Consider the following 19,182-nt stretch of genomic DNA (forward strand, 5'->3'; position numbering starts at 1 on the left):
CCCGGGCCGATCCAGTCAGAACCTGATGGTGGCTTGCACGACCACGCCGATGATGCGGCATTGCTCGGTGTAAAGGGTTTTCGGGTAAGTAGGATTGAGCGGGACCAGGTAACGCTGACCGCTCTCTTCGATCAATTTGCGAAAGGTCGCATCGCTGCTTCCGGGCAATTGAGCGACGACCAATTTACCGGGCGCCGCTTCAATGGCCGGGTCGACCAGGATCGACATGCCCTCGGGAATACTCAGCCCGCTCGGCGCGGTCATCGCGTCGCCCACCACCACCAGCCAGAATGCATCGCCTTTGGCATGGTAGTCCGTCAGTTCGTAGCGGGACTGTCCGTAGTCAGCCTGATCACCTTCGCGAACGACAGTGATGTCGCGCCAGTCGCTGACTGGGTAGCGGAAGTACGGGTTGTACTTCTGCGCCAGGGCCATGCCTTCGTCGGTGGAGGTATCCGGCTCGCGGATGACCATTGCCACCTCGAGGAACTCCAGTCCCAATTCCTGCAGCACCCTGTTCATGTCCTCAAGACTGGGTTGCCGGCGCTTGGTCAGCCAATGGCCGACACCGCCTTGAGACATTCCCAAACGTTCTGCAAGCACCACCTGCGTGATGTGCAGCTCCTTCATCTTGGCCTTGACCAACTCTATCCATTTATCCATGAGCGGCACGATACGTGGATGGCCACGCCCATCAAAACACGAATTGTAGTATTTAATTTATCGTCACAATTACGTCGCGTACTAAGCTGGGCTCAGGATTCCAAACCTGCACGGAGAAACTCGACACCATGGAAACGCCCAACAAAAACGAGCCCACAATACCTTCCGACGGCACATTTCCCTCTTTTCAGGATTGCCCAGCGGCTCAACGCGCCTTGGATTACTACTTGAAACCGAGTATTACCGACGCCCAGGCCGAACATCGCTTCTTCGACGTCAACCGTAACATCAGCGGCGAAGAGGCCTTGGTGCATGCCTGCGACCTACTGCGCTGCGCCGCCGCCACCGCGAACGAATCCGCCCGCCAACTCACGGGTTCGAGCCGCGACCTGGCGTTTTCGGTGGTGCATATGATTGATCTGGTCAAGGTCATGCTTGACCGCTCATTGGACGGTTACCCTGCTCGCTAGGTGCCGCCAGGACCGGGCGCCACGAACGTGGGCACGGAAAATAATTTTCAATCGATGCTATAAAACCATTTGACTTGCAAATGATAATGATTATTATTGCATCAGCTGGTCGCGAGATCAGTCGATAGGCCAGAAGACCTTAGGTCGGACTTCTGGAATATCTCCTCATCAGGCTAATCACGGTTTTTGACCCGGCTTTTTGCCGGGTCTTTTTTTGCCGATTTTTCGGCTTATGTCTTCAGGCTAATGAAGTCTTCAGATGTCGCTAAATTCGATGACGGCGATGATAGCAAACGAACATTCAATAACAAAAGTCCCTGCACCGCATGCGCGTTAACGATCGACAGGCAGCACTTGAGAATCAATCAGGGACGCTCTAATCTGGCTTCGCGTCCAGGGAGGACGCCCCCTCGTGCCAACGTGCAAATCGTCCCGGTTTTCCTTTCCCAGCGTGTAAAGTAACGGCCATGAACATCCTCTGCAGGAATCGTGACCGTGGCAAAATCCTCGTTTGATATCAGCGCCAATTTCGACAGTGGCAACATTGAGGTCGTGGACATCAGCAACCCGTTGCAATCGCTGCTGAAGATCAGGCCCGACACCCGCAGCGCGCATTTCCAGTGGTTCCACTTCAAGGCCAGCGGCTTGCATGTCGGCCAGGAATATTCCTTTCGCCTGCTCAATGCCAGTCAATCGGCCTACAACCAGGCATGGACCGGCTACCAGGCCGTCGCTTCCTATGATCACGTCAACTGGTTCCGTATTCCTACCCAATTCGAGGGCGACGCCCTGCGCTTCCACTTGGAAGCCGAACAGCCGCACGCCTGGTTTGCCTACTTCGAACCCTACAGCCGCGGGCGTCACGACTGGCTGATCGAACAGGCCCTGCACAAGGCCGGCACCGAGCTGTTGGCAACGGGTAAAAGCGTCGAAGGGCGCGATATTCAATTACTGCGCAAAGGCAGCGGTACCGAAGGCCGGCGCAAAGTCTGGATCATCGCCCAACAGCATCCCGGCGAGCACATGGCCGAGTGGTTCATGGAGGGCGTCATCGAACGCCTCCAGCATCAGGACGATGCGCAATTGAACCGGTTGCTGGCCAAGGCCGATTTGTACCTGGTGCCGAACATGAACCCGGATGGCGCTTTCCACGGTCATCTGCGCACCAATGCCAAGGGCCAGGACCTCAACCGGGCGTGGCAGAACGCCAATCCGGAAACCAGCCCCGAGGTGTTTTTCGTACAGCAGCAGATGGAAAAGTACGGCGTCGACCTGTTCCTCGACGTTCATGGCGATGAAGAAATTCCCCACGTCTTCACCGCCGGTTGTGAAGGCAACCCAGGCTATACGCCACGCATCGCCGGGCTCGAAGAACGCTTTCGCAGCCATCTCAAGCGCCAGACCAAAGACTTCCAGACCACCCACGGCTACACACGCGACGAACCGGGCCAGGCCAACATGACCCTGGCCTGCAATGCCGTCGGCCAAAAGTACGACTGCCTGTCCCTGACCCTGGAAATGCCGTTCAAGGATCACGACGATCACCCGGACCCACGCACCGGTTGGTCCGGCAAGCGATCGATGCAGCTGGGCAAGGACGTCTTGAGCACAATCGAGGACATGGTCGACGAATTGCGCTGATTCGATCCCCGTGGCGCGGGAGCGGGCCCCCTCGCCACGGATCATGCGTCAGCTCTTGCCGCGCAACATGCTGTCCAGCACCTCATCCCGGCGCACCCAGCCGTGAAAAAGCGCCGCCGCCAGGTGCACCAGCACCGTCAGGAACAGCAGATACGCCAGGTAACCATGGGCCTTGCGCAACAACGCAAAGGTCTGGGCATCCGCTGGCAGGATGGAGGGCAACCGAAGCGATTCGCTGAGCATCACCGGATCTCCCGCTGCCGAAATCATGCTCCAGCCCAACAGCGGCAGAATCAGCATCAACGCGTACAGCAAGACATGCGAAGCCTTGGCCGCCAACGCCTGCCAACCCGGCAGATCAGCCGGAAGCGGCGGCGTGCGTGTGGTGAAGCGCACCACCAGGCGCACCATCACCAACAGCAGAATCGCGATGCCCAAGGGTTTGTGCAATTGCAGCAGCCATTCATGGCGCTCGGACACCGAGGCAACCATGCCTGCGCCGATGAACAACATCGCGATAATCATCAAGGCCATCAGCCAATGCAGCAGCCGGGCCAGCGCTGTGAAATGTCGGGGGGCGTTCATTGGCGGGACTCCTGGGCGGCGGGCAGTTGGCCGACTTCGCTGGTACGTCGCAGATAAGAACTGGCATAGGCAGCCGAGCGCGCGGCCAGCAACGGGTCGTCAGAGCCTTCGATACCCTTGGGCAGAATCAACGGGTCGTAGTTGATGTCGCGGCATTCACCCTTGTCCTGCGCCTGGGCACGCTCCAGCACCAAGGTGCCGGCATTGATCACCTTGCGGTCATCAGGCCAGACCTTGCTGGCGTCGTCGACCGGATCGCCCGGGTTGGCCAAGGTGATGTTCAACTGCCAGCGCAGTGGTCCGGCCGCCAAGCGTTTCGTCAGGTCCTGTTCAAGGAAATCGGCGCCTTGGGGAGGCGCCGCATCTGCAGCATCCTGGCTCATCGGCTGCACACCCCAGCGCACGGCCTGGCGCTCACCTTTCGGGTTGACCAGATAGAATGCGTTGATGCCGTTATAGGTTTCGGTGGCGTAGCTGGCCGAGGGTTTCGCGGTCTTGACCCATTGCAGGAACGGCATCGCCTCAGGGTGCGCGGCAAAAAACGCGGGCACGGCTGCCGGGTTCGGTTTCCCCGTGGCCGGGTCTGGCGATTGAGCCTGTTGCAACTGGTAGAAAGCCTGGGGCGTTCCCACGGGGAACACCGGCATGCTGTTCATACCCGTGCGCCATTGCTGACCGTCGGCCTGGGTAAAACGCAGCGCCAGGCTGCGGATCGGCACGCTGCCGTCCGGTGCGTAAGGATTGCCGCTGGGCAATGCAAAACGGCCGACCACAGGCGTCCGCGCATCATTGAACACGCGTGCGCTGGAGTAAGTGCGCGCCTCGCCGCTGCTTTCAAAATAACCGGCAACACAGACGCCTTTGGAGTGATTGCGCCGAAAGCCCGGATGAACCCCATTGTTCGTTTCCAAGACGTTGACCAAAGCCTTGGGCGTCAGGCGTTGTGGGTCGAGGGTGCCATTGACGTAGGCAAACGCCCCGGCCAGCGCGGCAACGACCAGCGCAATGCCCGTCAGGCGCAGTGTCAGGCTGGCGCCGCTCAATGGCGGCCGACTCGGTTCGGAGGAAGGGTCAACCATTTGCAGACTCCATGGCACAAGGCCGTTTATGGACAAGACCCGTCAGACGAAAGCCCGACGGGTTTATTCCCACGCTCCGTATTTATTTTTCCTGCGCTGGAATAATCTCGCGGCTGGATCGTCTTTCCAGTCCCCACACAGTGACTGCCCAACGAAGCCGCTCGCCCATGAATGAACTCGACGACCAGTTGCGCCTGCTCATCCCACGGCTGAGACGCTTTGCCGTGTCCCTGACGCGCAATCCCAGCAATGCCGATGACCTGGTGCAGGCGTGCCTGGAACGGGCCTTGTCAAAGTGGAACGACAAGCGCCCGGACGGCGACCTTCGAGCCTGGCTGTTTTCGATTCTTTATCGGCAATTCCTCGATGCCCACCGCCGCTCCCGACGTTACGCGCGCATGCTGGAATTCTTCACCGGCCGCGACGAGGCACATCCTTCGGCCGAACGCAGCGTCATCGCCCAATCGTCACTCCAGGCTTTCGATCAACTGCCCACCGAACAGCGCGCGCTGCTGTTGTGGGTGTCGGTGGAAGGCTTGAGCTACCAGCAAGTCGCCGACATCCTCGGCGTGCCGACCGGCACCGTGATGTCGCGCCTGTCCCGCGCCCGCCAGAAGTTGCGTCAACTCAGCGAAGGCGAAATTGCCCGCCCTGCCCTGCGGATACTCAAATGATCAGCATGCCTCCCAGTGACAACGACCTGCACGCCTACGTCGATCATCAATTGAACGAGGACGACCAGCGGCGAGTGGAAACCTACCTGGCCGCAAACCCCGCTGCCGCCAAGCGCGTGCAGGCCTGGCAACAGGACGCGCAACACTTGCGCGCGACCCTGAGCGCAGCCTTGCAACAGCCACCCAATCCAGACTTGGACCCGGCGATCATCCGTCAACGCCTGAGGCATCGCGCCCGTCGCCACCTCGCCAGCGCGGCAGTGCTGGTGCTGGCCGTCGGGGTGGGCGGATTCGGTGGCTGGCAGGCACGGCAAATGACTCTGCTGAGCGCCGCCGCGCCTATGGCTGACGCCTTGCAGGCATATCGGTTGATCGCCCAGCAGGGCATCCTCCCAGCCGATTACCAGACGGGCGACGAACAGAGCATGCAGGGCTGGCTCGACCGTTACTTCACCCAGGCTGATCGCCTGCCGGACCTCTCGGCAGCGGGCTTCAAGCCGGTCAGCGGGCGATTGCTCAGCACCGAACAAGGCGCGGCGGCGATGGTGATTTATCAGGACCCGAGCGGCCAGAAGATCAGCTTCTACGTGCGCCCACCAGGCCCGAAAAACTTCCTGCTGCCCCGTGGCAGTCGGCGCGACGGCGAATTGCAGGCGCAATACTGGTCCGGCCCGGGGTACAACTACGCGATAGTCATCCCCAGCGATACGCCCGCCGCGCAGAAGCTCAAGCAGACGCTGGACTTCTGAGTTCAGAACCGCGACTTACGCCTGCCTGAACACCTGCGAAGGCCTGCGCAGCAGTGGGTCGAAGGGGTTGATTCGCGGCCCGATCACGGCGGCTTCGCGCTTGAGCATCTCCACCACCGTCGGCAGGCGATCCGGCCCGAGCCGGTCGCTGATCGTCGCCACACTCAACGCTGCAACGGCCCGGCCTTCACGATCGAGGATGGGCACCGCCACCCCGGCCATGCCCTGCAGCACGCCGGTGTTGCGCCCGGCGTAACCCAGCGTGCGGACGTTCTCGACTTCCGTGCGCAGGAAGACTTCATCGTACAAATGAAAATCCTTGAGTCGCGGCAGGTTGTAATGGATCACCGTTTCGCGTTCCTCCTCCGGCAGGAACGCCAGGATCGCCAGGCTGCCTTGCCCCACGCCCAAGGCCACTCGACCGCCGATGTCGCCCGTGAAGGTGCGGATCGGAAACGGACCTTCACTGCGATCCAGGCAAATCGCATCGAAGCCGCAGCGCGCCAGCAGAAACAACGAATCCCCCAATGACGCCGACAGCCGCAACATGGCAGGCCTGGCCAGTTCGCGCAGGTTGCCGGTGTTGCCCGCACGGGCCGCCAGGGCGAAGAAGTCCAGGCTCAGGCGATACCGTTTGCTGCGCGCATCCTGCTCGACCATGCCTTCGTCCATCAGGCTGCGCAGCAAGCGGTGCGTGGTCGGTTGTGACAAGCCGATGCGCTGGGCCAGTTGCGTCACCCGCTCCCCGCCTTCAACGGTCTCCCCGAGGCTGCGCAGCACGGCAAACAACCGCGAGACCGAGCCGACACCGACTTCACCTTTTTCGTTATTCCGCTCAGTGGAATCAGGCATGTATTTTCTCGTTAGATAATTTACTCACCGAATGAAAATGAAAATAGTCATCGCTTCAGTGAAATAGTCCATTGAGCCCATCCTAGTCTTCGTCCTACTCTGCGTCCATACAGGGGCGATTCGAACAACAGCGGCAGCCGACTTGAGGTCGAGCGCCAACGCACCCCGCAGCACCCTTTCGTATCTGCCCATAAAAAAGCGCGCCTTGCGGCGACGCATAACAATCTCAGGTGGAGCGCAGTCATGGCTTTCGTGCAACTTGAAGACTTGAGCAAACGTTACGGCGACTTGGATGCCGTGGTGGCCACCAACCTCTCGGTGGAGAAAGGTGAATTCGTTTCGCTGTTGGGCCCCTCTGGTTGCGGCAAGACCACGACCTTGCAAATGATCGCCGGCTTCGTTGAAGCCAGCAGCGGTCGTATCCTGCTGGACGGACGCGATATCACCCACGCCAAACCCGCCAGCCGAGGCCTGGGCGTGGTGTTCCAAAGCTACGCTCTGTTTCCCCACATGACCGTCAAGGACAACGTCGCCTTCGGCTTGCGCATGCGCAAAGTACCCGGTGCCCAATTGCAGTCGCGGGTCGATCGGGTGCTCAAGCTGGTGCGCCTGGACCTGCATGCCGAGCGCTACCCACGGGAACTCTCCGGCGGCCAGCGCCAGCGCGTGGCACTGGCCCGGGCGTTGGTGATCGAACCGCCGGTACTGCTGCTCGATGAACCGCTGTCCAACCTTGACGCCAACCTGCGCGAAGAAATGCAGTTCGAGATCCGCCGCATCCAGCGCGAAGTCGGCATTACCACCTTGATGGTGACGCACGACCAGTCCGAGGCGCTGTCGATCAGCGACCGGGTCGTGGTGATGCAGGCTGGGCGCATCACCCAGATCGACGCGCCCTACACCCTTTATGAACACCCTCGCACCGAGTTCATCTCAGGGTTCGTCGGCAAAGCCAACCTGCTGCCCGGTACGCGTGACAGCGCCGCAATTGCGCAGGTCAGCAGCACCGGCCAAGGCGAGCTGACCCTGAGCCTGCGTCCGGAAAAAATCGACCTGTGCGCCCCCGGTTCGGGCCGACTGCAAGGCACCCTCACCAGCCGCTTTTTCCTCGGCAGCCAATGGCTGTACAGCGTTGCCACGCCACTGGGCGAGCTCAGCGTGGTGCGCCGCAACGACGGCTCAGCGCCGTTGAGCGAAGGCACCGTGGTTGGCCTTGACTGGGATCCTGCGCTGCTGCGGGTGCTGAGCGTGGACGAGGTGCCGGCATGAAACTGATCGACGCGATGCGCCGGGGCCGCCAAGGCTATTTGATGTCGGCCCCAGCCCTGGCCTTGTACCTGGGCCTGCTGGTGATTCCCCTCGGTTTGACACTGGTGCTGTCGTTCAATGTCTTTGACTACGGCTCGGGCATCAACAGCGAGGCCTACACCTTCGAGCATTACACCAGCCTGCTGGGCGACCCGTATTTCTATGAAATCTTCCTGCGCACGTTCTGGATCAGCGCGCTGACCACCGTCTTGTGCGTGGTGATCGGCGTACCCGAGGCCTACATCCTCAGCCGCATGGGCGCGCCTTGGCGTTCGATTTTCCTGATCCTGATCCTTACGCCGCTGCTGATATCGGTGGTGGTGCGGGCCTTCGGCTGGAGCCTGCTGCTCGGTGCCGATGGCCTGGTCAATCAGACTCTGCAGGCCCTGGGCGGCTCGCCGATGAAGCTTCTTTATACGCCGTTCGCCGTGGTCATCGCCCTGGTGCACGTGATGTTGCCGTTCATGATCATTCCGGTGTGGACCTCGCTGCAAAAGCTCGACCCGGCTGCCGAACAAGCCGCGCTCTCCCTCGGTGCGAGCCAGTTCACGGTGATCCGCAAAGTGGTGCTCCCGCAGATCATGCCCGGCGTGTTGTCCGGCACGCTGATCGTGTTCGGCCTCGCCGCCAGTTCCTTCGCCATCCCGGGCCTGCTCGGCGGGCGGCGCTTGAAGATGGTCGCCACGCTGATCTACGACCAGTACCTGTCGGAGCTCAACTGGCCCATGGGCGCAGCCATTGCCGTCGCGCTGTTGCTGCTCAACCTGCTGATCATGTTGTCGTGGAACCGCATGATCGAAGGCCGCTACAAGAAGTCATTGGGGTAATTCACCATGTCCAGGAACGGTCCTTTCGCCCTGTTGTTTCACACCCTGGTGGTGATGTTCATGCTGGCGCCTCTGGTGGTGGTCTGCCTGGTCGCCTTCACCCCGGAGAACACCCTGAGCCTGCCCACCACGGAATTTTCCCTGCGCTGGTTCCGCGCCGTATTCGAGCGCGCGGACTTCGTCGATGCCTTCTACAACAGCCTGATCCTGGCGTTCTGTGCAGCCTCGCTGGCGACCTTGATCGCGGTGCCGGCGGCGTTGGCGATCACCCGGCTGGAGTTTCCCGGACGGGATTTTTTCAACGGTTTGTTTCTTTCGCCGATCATCATTCCGCACCTGGTGCTGGGCGTGGCGCTGCTGCGGTTGTTCGCACTGATGGGCGTGAACGGCAGCTTCGCCTGGTTGATCTTCGCCCATGTGTTGGTGATCACGCCGTATGTGTTGCGCCTGGTGCTGGCCTCCGCCATCGGCTTGGATCGTAGCGCCGAACAGGCGGCGCAATCGCTGGGGGCCGGACGTTTCACGCTGTTCAGGGAAATCACTTTGCCGATGATCCTGCCGGGCGTGGCTGGCGGTTGGCTGCTGGCGTTCATCAACAGTTTCGATGAGGTCACGCTGTCGATCTTCGTCACCTCGCCGGCCACGCAAACCCTGCCGGTGCGCATGTACGTCTACGCCACCGAATCCATCGACCCGATGATGGCGGCGGTGTCGGCGCTGGTCATCGGGCTCACCGCGCTGACCATGATTCTGCTCGACCGGGTCTACGGCCTGGACCGGGTCCTGGTAGGCAAACAATGAGGGCACCATGGCGCTGCTGAAACGACTGGCCGAAGGCGACCGCCCGGCCCTGGACTTCACCCTTGACGGCGAACCGGCCAGCGGCCTGCTCGGCGATACCGTGTTGACCGCCGTGCTAACCAGCAGCGAACACCTGCGCGGCAGTGATTTCAGCGCCGAGCCCCGGGCCGGTTTCTGCCTGATGGGCGCCTGCCAGGATTGCTGGGTCCGATTGGGCGACGGCCGCCGCGTGCGCGCCTGTTCGACCCTGCTCGAAGCCGGCCAGCAGATCAGCCGCGAACCGGGACGCCAGCTATGAAATCCATCGCCATCATCGGCGCCGGCCCTGCCGGTATCCGTGCCGCGCAGACGCTGGTTGGCCACGGCATCTACCCGATCCTGCTCGACGAAGCCGCACGCGGCGGCGGGCAGATTTACCGGCGCCAGCCGGCCCACTTCAAGCGCTCGCCGGCCAAGCTCTACGGCTTCGAAGCGCGCAAGGCCAGCGCCATTCACCAAGCCGTGGATGAATTGCGCGAACGGATCGACTACCGCCCCGACACCTTGGTGTGGAATGCCGAGGCCGGACAGCTGGACACCTTGCACGCTGGCCGCGCCGCTCGCCTGGCGTACACCAGCGTGATCGTCGCAACGGGCGCCACCGACAGGATCCTGCCGGTCCCTGGCTGGACCCTGCCGGGGGTGTACAGCCTGGGCGCGGCGCAGATCGCCCTGAAATTCCAGGGCTGCGCCATCGGTGAGCGCATCGTGTTCGCGGGCAGTGGACCGCTGCTGTATCTGGTGGCTTACCAATATGCCAAGGCCGGCGCGAACGTGGTCGCGGTACTCGACAGCTCCCCGTTCAACGCCCAGGCCCGCGCCCTGCCCGGCCTGCTCGCTCAACCGGCGACCCTGGCCAAGGGGATTTACTACCGCGCCTGGCTGACGGCCCATGGCGTCTCTGTGCACCAAGGCGCGAGCCTTTCGCGCATCGACGGCGAACGTCGAGTGCAGTCGTTGCAATGGCAAAACAAAAAAGGCCAGCACGTACTCGATTGCGATGCGGTCGCCTTCGCCCATGGCTTGCGCAGCGAAACCCAACTGGCCGATCTGCTGGGCTGCGAATTTTCCTGGAGCCCGCTCAATCGCGCCTGGCTGCCGCAACGCGACAACGCGGGTCGCAGCAGCGCGGCGGGAGTTTACCTGGCCGGTGACGGCGCCGGCATCATGGGCGCAGACGCCGCCGAAATGGCGGGCGAACGGGCGGCCCTGGCGTTGCTCGAAGACCTCGGTTACCGGATCGACCCGCAACGTTGCGGGCAATTGGAACAATCCCTCGAACGCATCGGCCATTTCCGGCAAGGCCTGGAGCGCGCGTTTGCCTTTCCCGAGGACTGGGCAAGCGGTGCCGCCGACGATCTGATGATCTGCCGCTGCGAAGAAGTCAGCGTTGGCGACATTCGTCGGGTCGTCGGCGAAGGCCATTGGGAGATCAACCGGGTCAAGGCCCATTGCCGGGTCGGCATGGGCCGTTGCCAGGGACGGATGTGCGGTGCCGCGGCAGCGGAAATCATCGCCTGTGAAAGTGCGCGCACTGTCGATCAGATCGGTCGCCTGCGGGCGCAGGCACCGATCAAGCCCGTGCCGTTTGGCCTGGAGGTCGAGCCATGATCGAAGTGGACGTGATGATCGTCGGCGGTGGCATCGTCGGCGCCTCGGCGGCACTGTTCCTGAGCAAGGCCGGACGTCGCGTGGCGCTGCTGGAGCGGGATTTCTGTGGCGCGCATTCGAGTGGCGTCAACTACGGCGGCGTGCGACGTCAGGGCCGGCCATTGTCGCAGCTGCCGCTGTCGCAACGCGCCCATGAAATCTGGGGCCAATTGCCACAACTGATTGGCATCGACGGTGAGTATCAGCGCAGCGGCCATCTGAAGCTCGCCCGCAGCCTCGATGACCTGCGGGCATTGCACGACTATGCCGCCAGCAGCCAGGGCTTCGGCCTTGATTTGCAGTTGCTGGATCGCGACGAACTGCGCAGGCGTTTTCCCTGGGTCGGCAGCGTCGCGGTCGGCGCCTCCCTGTGCCCTGGCGACGGCCACGCCAATCCACGCCTGGTGTCGCCGGCGTTTGCCCAGGCCGCCCGCCGGCATGGCGCACAGGTTCACGAACAATGCCCGGTCAGCAGCGTTACGCACGACGGCCAGCGCTTTGCCGTGCGGACCGAAACCGGCCTTGAACTGCGCGCGCCGTGGCTGCTGAACTGCGCCGGGGCCTGGGCGAGCCGGTTCGCCGCGCAGTTTGGCGAAGCGGTACCGATGCACGCCGGTCATCCGGCGATGCTGGTCACCGAACCGCTGCCCTTGGTGATGGACGCCAGCACCGGCGTCGAGGGCGGCGGCATCTATGCGCGTCAGGTCGCCCGTGGCAATTGCGTACTGGGCGGGGGTCAGGGTTTCGCCTTGGACGATGCCCGTGCCCGCCCCGGCCAGAACGCCGTCGTCGAGATCCTGCGCCAAGCCGTCGAGCTCTATCCGTTCCTCAAAGGCGCCCAGGCGATCCGCACCTGGAGCGGCACCGAAGGTTATCTACCCGATCGCCAACCGGTGATCGGTCCCAGCAGCACCCAACCCGGTCTGTTGCACGCGTTCGGCTTTGCCGGCGCGGGTTTCCAGATCGGCCCGGCGGTGGGCCAGGCGCTCGCCGAGATCATCTGCAGCGGCGCCTCAACCACGCCGCTGGATGCGTTTTCCATCACCCGGTTTCACTCCATCTCCGTTGCTTGATAGAGGAAGGTCGCGCCAATGAATAACGTCAAACGCAGTGCACTGTTCGGTTTCTGCTCGCTGGGTTCCGCTTGCCTGGGCGCCCTGCTCCCGGTCACCCAGGCGTTGGCCGAGCCGACGCTCTACCTGGGCATGAACGGCGGCACCATGGAGCGGCTGTATGCCGACAAGGTCTTGCCGGCTTTCGAGAAGGCAAACAATGTCAAAGTGGTGATCGTGCCCGGCACCTCTGCGGACATCCTGGCAAAAGTCCAGGCGAGCAAAGGCAATCCGCAGATGCACGTGATGTTCCTCGACGACGGCATCATGTACCGCGCCATCGCCATGGGCCTGTGCGACAAGCTGGAAGACAGCCCGCCCCTGGCGCAGATTCCGGCCAAGGGGCGTATCAAGGATCAGGCCGTTGCGGTAAGCCTCGGGGTCACCGGGCTGGCCTACAACACGCGGCTGTTCAAGGAAAAAGGCTGGAGCGCGCCGACTTCATGGATGGATTTGGCCGACCCGCGCTTCAAGGACAAAGTGGTGTTCCAATCCATGGCTTCGTCCACCTTCGGCCTGCACGGGTTCCTGATGTTCAACCGGATCCAGGGCGGCAGCGAAACCGACGTCGAGCCAGGCTTCAAGGCTTGGCCGAACACGATCGGACGCAATGTGCTGGAGTACATCCCCAGCTCGGCGAAAATTTCCGAAATGCTGCAAACGGACGAAGCGGCGCTGTTCCCGCTGACGCCAACCCAAGTGACCGCGTTGAAACTCAAGGGCATGCCGGTGGAGTACGCGCAACCGAAGGAAGGCGCGGTGGTGCTGAACGTCGCCGAGTGCGCCGTTGCGAAAAACAGCGAACCTGAATTGGCGCAGAAGCTCGCCGCTTTCCTGCTGACGCCCGAAGCCCAGGCCATCGCCCTTGAAGAAGGTGACCAGATCCCCTCCAACCCCAACACCCCGACCACCGAAAAGACCGGTGGCCAGGTGCAAGCAATGAAGCAATACCTGGAAACCGCGATCGCGGTGGATTGGGATCAGGTCAACGAACAGCGTCCGGCCTGGAATGCCCGGTGGAACCGTAGCATCGAGCGCTAGGCAACAGGCGCCGGTCTTTTTGTTTATCATGCGGGCCAACAACGCCAACGAACTCGGCGCTTGATCCCCGTGGCGAGGGAGCTTGCTCCCGCTGGGCTGCGAAGCAGACCCGAATCTGGCACCTCGGTGTGTCAGGTTGATGGAGTTGCAGCTTTTGGGGCTGCCCTGCAGCCCAGCGGGAGCAAGCTCCCTCGCCACGGGTTCGGTGCCGAGTTCGATATTTGCGCTCCCCTCATGGCCCTTATGCGACCCCACCCATGCACACCCTCACCCAACTGCGCACCGGCCAACTGTCGGGCATCACCCGGCTGAAGCTGTCCTGCGGACTGACCGACTTTCCCCAGGAAATTTTCGACCTGGCAGACTCGCTCGAGATCCTCGACCTGAGCGGCAACCAGCTCGATACGCTGCCCGACGATCTGCATCGACTTACGCGCCTGCGCATCCTGTTCTGTTCGGACAACCGCTTCACCGAACTGCCCGAATGCCTGGGGCGCTGTAGCGCATTGACCATGATCGGCTTCAAGGCCAATCGCATCGAACGCGTGGCCGGCACCGCCTTGCCGCCCCTGCTGCGCTGGCTGATCTTGACCGACAACCGCATCAGCCGACTGCCGGATGAGCTGGGCCACCGTCCGCACTTGCAAAAGTTGATGCTGGCGGGCAATCGCCTTCGCCAATTGCCCGGGAGCCTGGCCCAGTGTCAGCGCCTCGAACTGCTGCGCATCGCCGCCAACCAACTGGACGAACTGCCGTCGTGGCTGCTGCGGATGCCCAGCCTCAGTTGGCTGGCCTACGCCGGCAATCCACTGGAAGCCCAAGCCGAGGCTGCCGCACTTCATGGCGCCACGCCTGTCGATTGGTCGCAACTGAGCTTGCAAGCTTTATTGGGCGAAGGGGCTTCAGGCGTGATTCATCAAGCGCTGTGGCAACCGCCCGGCCAAGTCGCGCGAAACGTCGCCGTCAAGTTGTACAAGGGTCAGATGACCAGCGACGGCTCCCCGTTGCATGAAATGCACGCCTGCATCACAGCCGGTCACCACCCTAACCTGATCGGGGTGCTGGGCCAGATCGACGGCCATCCCGAGCAACAGGCTGGGCTGGTGATGACGCTGGTCGGCCCCGATTACTACAACCTGGCCGGACTACCGAGCCTGACGTCCTGTACCCGCGACGTGTATGACGATGAGCTGCGGCTGCACGCCGGTGTGGCGTTGCGCATCGCCCGGGGCATTGCATCGGCGGCGGCGCACCTGCATCGCCAGGGCATTACCCACGGTGATCTGTACGGGCACAATATCCTTTGCAATGACCAGGGCGACTGCCTGCTCGGAGACTTTGGCGCGGCGTCTTTCCATGCCACCACGGACAACGTACAGACCCGCGCACTGCAGCGCATCGAGGTGCGGGCCTTCGGGATTTTGCTGGGGGAGTTGCTGGCGCGGATCGAACCGGCGCTCAGTGCTGAGGAGCTGGCGACGTTGCAGGATCTGCAGGCGCGCTGCTGTCAGCCGGAGGTGCTGGAACGGCCGGGGTTCGATGAGATTGAAGGCTTACTGCGCGAACGTGACGAGGGAGCAAACTCCCTCGCCAGAGGAAATCGCGGGTAATGCTTAGCCGGCCAAGCCGACAAACATGTCCTGCACATCGTCATGGTTATCGAGGCCTTCAAGGAAGGCTTCGACTTCGGCCATCTGCTCGTCGGTCAGGCCGCTGACCGGGTTCTTCGGCTGATAGCCCAGTTTGGCCGACAACACCGTGAAGCCCTGCTCCGGCAATGCCTTTTGCACAGCATCGAGGTCGGCAGGTTCAGTGAGGAACAACGTTGCGCCATCTTCGCCCGGCTCGAAATCCTGGGCACCGGCCTCGATGGCGGCCATTTCCGGATCGGCGTCGGGGCTGTCCGGGGCGGCCTCGATCATGCCGACGTGGTTGAAGTCCCAGGCGACCGAACCCGACGCGCCGAGCTGTCCCTTACGGAACGCAACGCGAATCTCCGCGACGGTACGGTTGATGTTGTCGGTCACGCACTCGACGATCAGCGGCACCTGATGGGGCGCGAACCCCTCGTAGGTAACGCGATGGTACTGCACGGTTTCGCCGAGCTGGCCGGAGCCTTTCTTGATCGCACGCTCCAGGGTCTCGCGGGGCATCGAGGCTTTTTTCGCCTGTTCGACCACCAATCGCAGGTGCGCATTGGTCGCGACGTCAGCGCCGTTGCGCGCGGCAATGGTGATCTCCTTCACCAATTTGCCGAAGATCTTGCCCTTGGCGTTGGCAGCCGCTTCTTTGTGTTTAACCTTCCACTGTGCGCCCATTACTCACTCTCTTGTCTGACGCGCCGAGACATCTGCCGGCCGGCGCTGTGGCGCAAGTTTATACGGCCTATACCGGCTGATCGACCAAAAAATCGCTCCCGTCGCAGCCAGTCTTGAATCGACATTTTCCCGTTGTGCTGTAGGGCGTTTCTGAAACAGCGATTCGGGGACAGCGTTGCACGCTGGGGTTTCGTACCCTTTGCACCTCTCTCTCAGCAAGTATGGGCTGCAATGCGCAACGATACGGAATACCCCTTCAGCCTGACGATCATCGAAAGCGATATGCGCCTGCAAGTCCTCAGGCTCAACGGCCGGGAGGCCTTGAATCAGCCGTACCGCTTCGACCTCGACCTGATTGGCCTGGTGCCGCCGATCAGCCCCGACGCGTTGCTCGGACAAGTGGCCTTCCTGCGCCTGAGTGAAGCGTCAGGGGTCCACGGAATCGTGCACAGCGTCAGCCTGGCCGCTGACACGGCACACCAGGTCGACTACCGCTTGACGCTGGTTCCCTACCTCCAGCAACTGGACCAGGGCCCGCGGCGTCGGGTTTTCCATCGGCTCAGTGTCGTACAGATTTTGCAGCGTCTGCTAGAGGAAAATGCGGTGCCTTCCCACAGCTATCGTTTTGAGCTGCCGCACGGGCGTTATCCGAGTCGCCCATTCTGTATTCAATATGAGGAAAGCGATCTGACGCTTTTACAGCGGTTGTGCGAGGAAGAAGGCATCCATTATCACTTCGAACACAACGCCCGGGGACATGTCGCGGTATTTGCCGAGGACGCCATAAGCTTCCCGGCGCAGGCGGTTGAGCTGGTCATGCGCCCGGATGCGGACCGGCGCGCGACGCTCAAGCAGCTATACCAACGGCATCGCTCGATAACCGCAGGCCCTCCCGCCGGATTCCGTGACCGAGCACCTGCCGAATCCGCCCCGCACACTGCCCTCGCCACAGGCGCGGCCGGCGAAGGGATACGTGAAGATCCGGCGCAGCTTCATCGTTTTCAGGCCGGTGGCCGCAGCCTTGAGCGGTTGCGCTATCGACACGGCGAGATACACGGCCATTCCATCGAGCCGGCGCTGCGCAGCGGTCATATCGCACAGATTTGCAATCACCCGATATCGGCCTTCAATGACCAATGGTTGATTGTCGAGGTCCAGCATCGCGGACGACAGTTTTCCATTCTTGAAACGAACCTGCCGGCCACGCCGCCCGAGCGGAACTACCGCAACCGGTTTTCCGCCATACCCTGGTCCGCTGTGTTCCGGCCACCCCTGAAGCACCCGAGGCCGCGCATACCCGGTTATCACGTCGCCTACGTGCTCGGCCCGGCCGGCCAGCCGGCCTGGCCCGATGAGCATGGCCAGGTCGAGGTGTGTCTCTGGAGTCCGGCCGAAGAAGCAATCACCTTGCCAGTGTCGTGGCAGGCGCCTGACGAGCGTTCCCGGTTGATCGCCGGCAGTGAAGTATTGGTCAGTTTTCTCGAGGGCGATCCCGACCGGCCAGTACTGTGCCCGGCAATGTCCAATTCGGGACTGAACAGCGATGGCTCATCCCCGGCGCCCCCGTCGGAGCCAGGCGGCAAAGAGGTGGGCTTGCTGTTCGACTGGCTCATGAACCCACCGGACGCCTCGCCTTGAGGCGCTATCAGATCCTGGCAAGCGTGCTATCGCCGCTTCGACCGCATTGGCCGCAACTGGCCATGAACGGATTGTAAATTCATGGACGCGAGTTGACCTGGCTCATGCAAACCCAGCGAAACGGGCTTACAGTGAATGCATGACGCTGCCCAGACAGCGCTTTACCCTGATGGCTGGAGATACTCGCATGCCCTGGAAAAATTCCGAGAACCGCTACAGCACCGTCACGGTCACATTGCACTGGTTGATGCTGGTGCTGCTGGCCGTGGTTTATGCCTGCATCGAGTTCCGCGGTATTTTCCCCAAGGGCAGTGGCGGTCGAACCCTGATCAAGGAAGCGCACTTCATGCTCGGCCTGACTGTGTTTGCGCTGGTCTGGCTACGCCTTTTCGCTCGAAGCATGGGCAAGGCGCCGGCGATTTTTCCGGCTTCGCCTGGGTGGCAAACTTTCCTGGCGCGCCTGATGCACTGGGCGTTGTACCTGTTGATGATCGCCATGCCGCTGCTGGGCTGGCTGATCACCAGCGCCGAAGGGCACCAGGTGATGTTCTACGGCTTCGATCTGCCGCTGCTGATCGATCAGGACAAGGATTTCGCCAAGCAGCTGGAAGGCTGGCATGTGCTGGGCGGCACCATTGGTTATTGGCTGATTGGCCTGCACGCAGTGGCGGGGTTGTATCACCACTATGTGGTGCGCGATAACACGCTGCTGCGGATGATGCCCAAGCGCGGTTGACGACCGGTCACGCAAGTCCCCGGCGGCCTTGCAGGCCGCCGGTATGAACGAAGATCAAGCGGGTGCCGGGTGCAAACATCCCGGCCTCGACCCGAGCCTTGAGCAACATCAACGCCTTGCCGGTGTACAACGGCTCCAGCTCGATAACATGGGTGGTTTCGATGAAGGCTATGAGGTCGGCATCCACCCGGGCAAATCCGCCCCGGCTGCCATCGAGCAGTTCATACAGCGGATCGGCAAGCCCCGCTGCCTCGACGATTTTTTCGACCTGCGGCTTCACCCCATGGTCTTCGGGCACTGCCAGGACACCATAGACGGGACGCTTGCCAGCTTCAGCCAGCACCAGGCCCGCCAGCGACGTTCCGGTGCCGCAGGGCAACCACCAACCGTGGTAATCGTCCCAACCCAACCCTTTCAACTGAGCGCTGACGCTGGTCGCCCACGTCATGCAGCCTTTGGCGCCAGGCAACCCAGAGCCCCCTTCGGGTATCGGCCATAACCTCGGATATTGCGCCTGCCAGGGCGCCCAGAAATCCGGATCATGCCGTCTTCGGTATCCTTCGTATCCCAACCAATGCAGCGTCATGCCGAACACTTTCAGGTCGAGCACCGTTGGCGTGTCCTGGGGATGGCCGCGCAGCAGTCCAACGGTCGCAAAACCGAAGCGCTCGCCCGCCGCGGCCAGTGCATGCAAGTGATTGGAGTAAGCGCCGCCCAGGCTCATGACGCCTTCGGCACCGGCCTCTTGGGCAGCGCGCAAATGATCAAGCAGCTTGAACCACTTGTTGCCGCTGACCAGCGAATCGATCTGGTCCAGGCGCAACACCGCCACCTCGACATTGGCACGGGCGAGCCAGTCCAAGTGAAGGGGTTCGAGGCGCGGTTCAGGTTGCCAATCAAGGGCGGGGAGAAACATCGCAGCAGGCCGAGGGGGAACAGGCCAGCATCTTAGCAGCTCGATTCAGACACCTGCGGGAGCGAAGCTGTTCGCTACCGCAG

20 protein-coding genes are annotated in these 19,182 nt (G+C 62.1%); 14 read left to right on the forward strand and 6 right to left on the reverse strand.

Annotated elements, in window-relative coordinates:
- Window positions 1-15: 15 nt before the first annotated feature.
- A complete protein-coding gene (locus tag HU742_RS16430; RefSeq protein WP_186636324.1) occupies window positions 16-663 on the reverse strand; it encodes a LexA family protein in 648 nt (215 codons plus the stop codon).
- A gap of 128 nt (window positions 664-791) precedes the next feature.
- Between HU742_RS16430 and HU742_RS16435 the strand changes: the two genes are divergently transcribed.
- The gene (locus tag HU742_RS16435; protein ID WP_186643196.1) at window positions 792-1,133 is read left to right on the forward strand and encodes a DUF6124 family protein; all 342 of its coding nucleotides are present in this window, start codon (window positions 792-794) and stop codon (window positions 1,131-1,133) included.
- A 489-nt stretch (window positions 1,134-1,622) separates the two neighbouring features.
- Window positions 1,623-2,774, forward strand: coding sequence for a M14 family metallopeptidase (locus HU742_RS16440; RefSeq protein ID WP_186643195.1), 1,152 nt, complete (start codon window positions 1,623-1,625; stop codon window positions 2,772-2,774).
- A 48-nt stretch (window positions 2,775-2,822) separates the two neighbouring features.
- On the opposite strand, the gene HU742_RS16445 is transcribed toward HU742_RS16440, so the two are convergent.
- Together HU742_RS16445 and HU742_RS16450 are read right to left on the reverse strand one after the other, a co-directional pair.
- The gene (locus HU742_RS16445; protein ID WP_186636328.1) at window positions 2,823-3,359 is read right to left on the reverse strand and encodes a cytochrome b; all 537 of its coding nucleotides are present in this window, start codon (window positions 3,357-3,359) and stop codon (window positions 2,823-2,825) included.
- The gene (locus tag HU742_RS16450) at window positions 3,356-4,438 is read right to left on the reverse strand and encodes a catalase family peroxidase (protein WP_186636331.1); all 1,083 of its coding nucleotides are present in this window, start codon (window positions 4,436-4,438) and stop codon (window positions 3,356-3,358) included. The genes HU742_RS16445 and HU742_RS16450 overlap by 4 nt, the downstream gene beginning before the upstream one ends.
- 167 nt (window positions 4,439-4,605) lie before the next feature.
- On the opposite strand from HU742_RS16450, the gene HU742_RS16455 reads away from it, so the two are divergent.
- Both HU742_RS16455 and HU742_RS16460 read left to right on the forward strand, forming a co-directional pair.
- Complete coding sequence (locus tag HU742_RS16455; RefSeq protein WP_186636334.1) at window positions 4,606-5,112, forward strand: sigma-70 family RNA polymerase sigma factor; 507 nt, start codon at window positions 4,606-4,608, stop codon at window positions 5,110-5,112.
- Entirely contained in the window at window positions 5,109-5,861 is a 753-nt protein-coding gene (locus tag HU742_RS16460) for an anti-sigma factor family protein (protein ID WP_186643194.1), read from the forward strand. Before HU742_RS16455 ends, HU742_RS16460 begins: the two co-directional genes overlap by 4 nt.
- A 15-nt stretch (window positions 5,862-5,876) precedes the next feature.
- Here HU742_RS16460 and HU742_RS16465 read toward each other — a convergent pair whose 3' ends face one another.
- A complete protein-coding gene (locus tag HU742_RS16465) occupies window positions 5,877-6,713 on the reverse strand; it encodes an IclR family transcriptional regulator (RefSeq protein WP_186643193.1) in 837 nt (278 codons plus the stop codon).
- Window positions 6,714-6,956: 243 nt separating this feature from the next.
- On the opposite strand from HU742_RS16465, the gene HU742_RS16470 reads away from it, so the two are divergent.
- From HU742_RS16470 to HU742_RS16505, 8 genes are all read left to right on the forward strand, one after another.
- A complete protein-coding gene (locus HU742_RS16470; RefSeq protein WP_186636343.1) occupies window positions 6,957-7,982 on the forward strand; it encodes an ABC transporter ATP-binding protein in 1,026 nt (341 codons plus the stop codon).
- On the forward strand, window positions 7,979-8,848 hold the full coding sequence (locus HU742_RS16475) for an ABC transporter permease (protein ID WP_186636346.1): 870 nt from the start codon (window positions 7,979-7,981) through the stop codon (window positions 8,846-8,848). Before HU742_RS16470 ends, HU742_RS16475 begins: the two co-directional genes overlap by 4 nt.
- A 6-nt stretch (window positions 8,849-8,854) precedes the next feature.
- Complete coding sequence (locus HU742_RS16480; protein WP_186636349.1) at window positions 8,855-9,649, forward strand: ABC transporter permease; 795 nt, start codon at window positions 8,855-8,857, stop codon at window positions 9,647-9,649.
- A 7-nt stretch (window positions 9,650-9,656) separates the two neighbouring features.
- Window positions 9,657-9,947, forward strand: a complete 291-nt coding sequence (locus HU742_RS16485; protein WP_186636352.1) for a (2Fe-2S)-binding protein — start codon at window positions 9,657-9,659, stop codon at window positions 9,945-9,947.
- Entirely contained in the window at window positions 9,944-11,299 is a 1,356-nt protein-coding gene (locus HU742_RS16490; protein WP_186643192.1) for an FAD/NAD(P)-dependent oxidoreductase, read from the forward strand. The genes HU742_RS16485 and HU742_RS16490 overlap by 4 nt, the downstream gene beginning before the upstream one ends.
- Window positions 11,296-12,411, forward strand: coding sequence for an NAD(P)/FAD-dependent oxidoreductase (locus HU742_RS16495; protein ID WP_186636358.1), 1,116 nt, complete (start codon window positions 11,296-11,298; stop codon window positions 12,409-12,411). The genes HU742_RS16490 and HU742_RS16495 overlap by 4 nt, the downstream gene beginning before the upstream one ends.
- Before the next feature lie 18 nt (window positions 12,412-12,429).
- Complete coding sequence (locus HU742_RS16500) at window positions 12,430-13,491, forward strand: ABC transporter substrate-binding protein (RefSeq protein WP_186636361.1); 1,062 nt, start codon at window positions 12,430-12,432, stop codon at window positions 13,489-13,491.
- A 257-nt stretch (window positions 13,492-13,748) separates the two neighbouring features.
- The gene (locus tag HU742_RS16505) at window positions 13,749-15,101 is read left to right on the forward strand and encodes a leucine-rich repeat-containing protein kinase family protein (RefSeq protein ID WP_186643191.1); all 1,353 of its coding nucleotides are present in this window, start codon (window positions 13,749-13,751) and stop codon (window positions 15,099-15,101) included.
- A 3-nt stretch (window positions 15,102-15,104) separates the two neighbouring features.
- On the opposite strand, the gene HU742_RS16510 is transcribed toward HU742_RS16505, so the two are convergent.
- Entirely contained in the window at window positions 15,105-15,809 is a 705-nt protein-coding gene (locus tag HU742_RS16510; RefSeq protein ID WP_186643190.1) for a YebC/PmpR family DNA-binding transcriptional regulator, read from the reverse strand.
- A 231-nt stretch (window positions 15,810-16,040) separates the two neighbouring features.
- Between HU742_RS16510 and HU742_RS16515 the strand changes: the two genes are divergently transcribed.
- Window positions 16,041-17,447: a type VI secretion system Vgr family protein gene (locus HU742_RS16515; protein WP_186643189.1), complete on the forward strand. Its 1,407-nt coding sequence runs from the start codon at window positions 16,041-16,043 to the stop codon at window positions 17,445-17,447.
- Window positions 17,448-17,634: 187 nt separating this feature from the next.
- Window positions 17,635-18,183: a cytochrome b gene (locus HU742_RS16520; protein ID WP_186636370.1), complete on the forward strand. Its 549-nt coding sequence runs from the start codon at window positions 17,635-17,637 to the stop codon at window positions 18,181-18,183.
- Between the two features lie 7 nt (window positions 18,184-18,190).
- Here HU742_RS16520 and HU742_RS16525 read toward each other — a convergent pair whose 3' ends face one another.
- Window positions 18,191-19,099, reverse strand: coding sequence for a 1-aminocyclopropane-1-carboxylate deaminase/D-cysteine desulfhydrase (locus HU742_RS16525; protein ID WP_186643188.1), 909 nt, complete (start codon window positions 19,097-19,099; stop codon window positions 18,191-18,193).
- Window positions 19,100-19,182: the final 83 nt, after the last annotated feature.

It is taken from the genome of Pseudomonas marvdashtae (assembly GCF_014268655.2).
In the GTDB taxonomy this organism is placed as follows: domain Bacteria; phylum Pseudomonadota; class Gammaproteobacteria; order Pseudomonadales; family Pseudomonadaceae; genus Aquipseudomonas; species Aquipseudomonas marvdashtae.

Bases quoted from the DNA above. Each gene is read 5' to 3' on its own strand.
- HU742_RS16430 (WP_186636324.1), bottom strand. From the start codon at position 663: ATGGATAAATGGATAGAGTTGGTCAAGGCCAAGATGAAGGAGCTGCAC.
- HU742_RS16435 (WP_186643196.1), top strand. From the start codon at position 792: ATGGAAACGCCCAACAAAAACGAGCCCACAATACCTTCCGACGGCACA.
- HU742_RS16445 (WP_186636328.1), bottom strand. From the start codon at position 3,359: ATGAACGCCCCCCGACATTTCACAGCGCTGGCCCGGCTGCTGCATTGG.
- HU742_RS16450 (WP_186636331.1), bottom strand. From the start codon at position 4,438: ATGGTTGACCCTTCCTCCGAACCGAGTCGGCCGCCATTGAGCGGCGCC.
- HU742_RS16455 (WP_186636334.1), top strand. From the start codon at position 4,606: ATGAATGAACTCGACGACCAGTTGCGCCTGCTCATCCCACGGCTGAGA.
- HU742_RS16460 (WP_186643194.1), top strand. From the start codon at position 5,109: ATGATCAGCATGCCTCCCAGTGACAACGACCTGCACGCCTACGTCGAT.
- HU742_RS16465 (WP_186643193.1), bottom strand. From the start codon at position 6,713: ATGCCTGATTCCACTGAGCGGAATAACGAAAAAGGTGAAGTCGGTGTC.
- HU742_RS16470 (WP_186636343.1), top strand. From the start codon at position 6,957: ATGGCTTTCGTGCAACTTGAAGACTTGAGCAAACGTTACGGCGACTTG.
- HU742_RS16475 (WP_186636346.1), top strand. From the start codon at position 7,979: ATGAAACTGATCGACGCGATGCGCCGGGGCCGCCAAGGCTATTTGATG.
- HU742_RS16480 (WP_186636349.1), top strand. From the start codon at position 8,855: ATGTCCAGGAACGGTCCTTTCGCCCTGTTGTTTCACACCCTGGTGGTG.
- HU742_RS16485 (WP_186636352.1), top strand. From the start codon at position 9,657: ATGGCGCTGCTGAAACGACTGGCCGAAGGCGACCGCCCGGCCCTGGAC.
- HU742_RS16490 (WP_186643192.1), top strand. From the start codon at position 9,944: ATGAAATCCATCGCCATCATCGGCGCCGGCCCTGCCGGTATCCGTGCC.
- HU742_RS16495 (WP_186636358.1), top strand. From the start codon at position 11,296: ATGATCGAAGTGGACGTGATGATCGTCGGCGGTGGCATCGTCGGCGCC.
- HU742_RS16500 (WP_186636361.1), top strand. From the start codon at position 12,430: ATGAATAACGTCAAACGCAGTGCACTGTTCGGTTTCTGCTCGCTGGGT.
- HU742_RS16505 (WP_186643191.1), top strand. From the start codon at position 13,749: ATGCACACCCTCACCCAACTGCGCACCGGCCAACTGTCGGGCATCACC.
- HU742_RS16510 (WP_186643190.1), bottom strand. From the start codon at position 15,809: ATGGGCGCACAGTGGAAGGTTAAACACAAAGAAGCGGCTGCCAACGCC.
- HU742_RS16515 (WP_186643189.1), top strand. From the start codon at position 16,041: ATGCGCAACGATACGGAATACCCCTTCAGCCTGACGATCATCGAAAGC.
- HU742_RS16520 (WP_186636370.1), top strand. From the start codon at position 17,635: ATGCCCTGGAAAAATTCCGAGAACCGCTACAGCACCGTCACGGTCACA.
- HU742_RS16525 (WP_186643188.1), bottom strand. From the start codon at position 19,099: ATGTTTCTCCCCGCCCTTGATTGGCAACCTGAACCGCGCCTCGAACCC.